1 pseudogene is annotated in these 833 nt (G+C 74.3%); it reads right to left on the bottom strand.

Annotation, left to right across the window (positions count from 1 at the left end):
* Positions 1 to 368: 368 nt before the first annotated feature.
* A pseudogene (locus tag ESO86_RS19555) lies at positions 369 to 833 on the bottom strand (hypothetical protein); the annotation flags it as partial.

The following is an 833-nucleotide window of genomic DNA, read 5'->3' as shown; positions in this document are numbered from 1 at the left end:
TCGGCCCGGGGCGTTGGACGGCGTCGGCGCGCTGACCCGCCGACGGCGCCCCGCGCGCGCCGACGTCCCCCGGTTCCGGGGGCGGATGCTCCCCGGCGCCCGCGATTCTCGCCGGTGATGTCCCCCATGTCCCCCCGAAATGCTGACTTCGCACAGCGCGCCGGATCCGTACCATGGTGGTACGCACTCCATCGGAGTCGTATCCGTCACCGGCTGGGTAACCGGTGGCGCTCTGGGGGCGAGTCAGGGCGATATTCGGGTTGTCGCCGTGACTCGGGCTTGCTGGGGGGTCGGTAGGGGCCGACCCCCCGCTTCCATGTCCGGGACCCTCCGGCGACGAGCGCCGGGGAGGCGACCCGGCCTGCGCCTCACCCCGTGCGCGGGATCTCCAGCCAGAGCTCGACCTCGGCATCCTCCGACTCGGCCGTCTCGCCGTTTCCGCCGCTCAGTCCGACGACCGTGACCGCGACCGGCGACCCCTCGGCGGCCGTGCGCGCGATGATCCGGTCCGCCCGGGTCGACTCGACCACCTCGGCCAGCTGCGACAGGATCCGGTCCCGCTCGGCCTCGTCGATCTCGTCGATCCCGCCCTCGTCGAGGAGGGTCACGGTGGCACCTCGATCCCGCGCGCTCCGCACGGCCGCGCGGACGGCGTCGGTGAGCAGCATCCGCCCGCGGATCTCGTCGCGGATCGCCGCCTCGAGCGTGCGGCACTCCGCGCGCTCGGCGTCGCTCAGCGCGTGGCCGCCGTCGGCGATGCGCCGGAGCATCGGCGAGGCCAGTCGCTGCGTCTGCGCGAGCCGCATGCGGCCCTCGAACAGGTGCGCGTCCTG

Origin of the sequence: Agromyces binzhouensis (assembly GCF_004135055.1) — a bacterium.
In the GTDB taxonomy this organism is placed as follows: Bacteria; Actinomycetota; Actinomycetes; order Actinomycetales; family Microbacteriaceae; genus Agromyces; species Agromyces binzhouensis.
The sequence above is the reverse complement of the archived record's forward strand: the minus strand, read 5'-3'. Positions and strand labels throughout refer to the sequence as shown.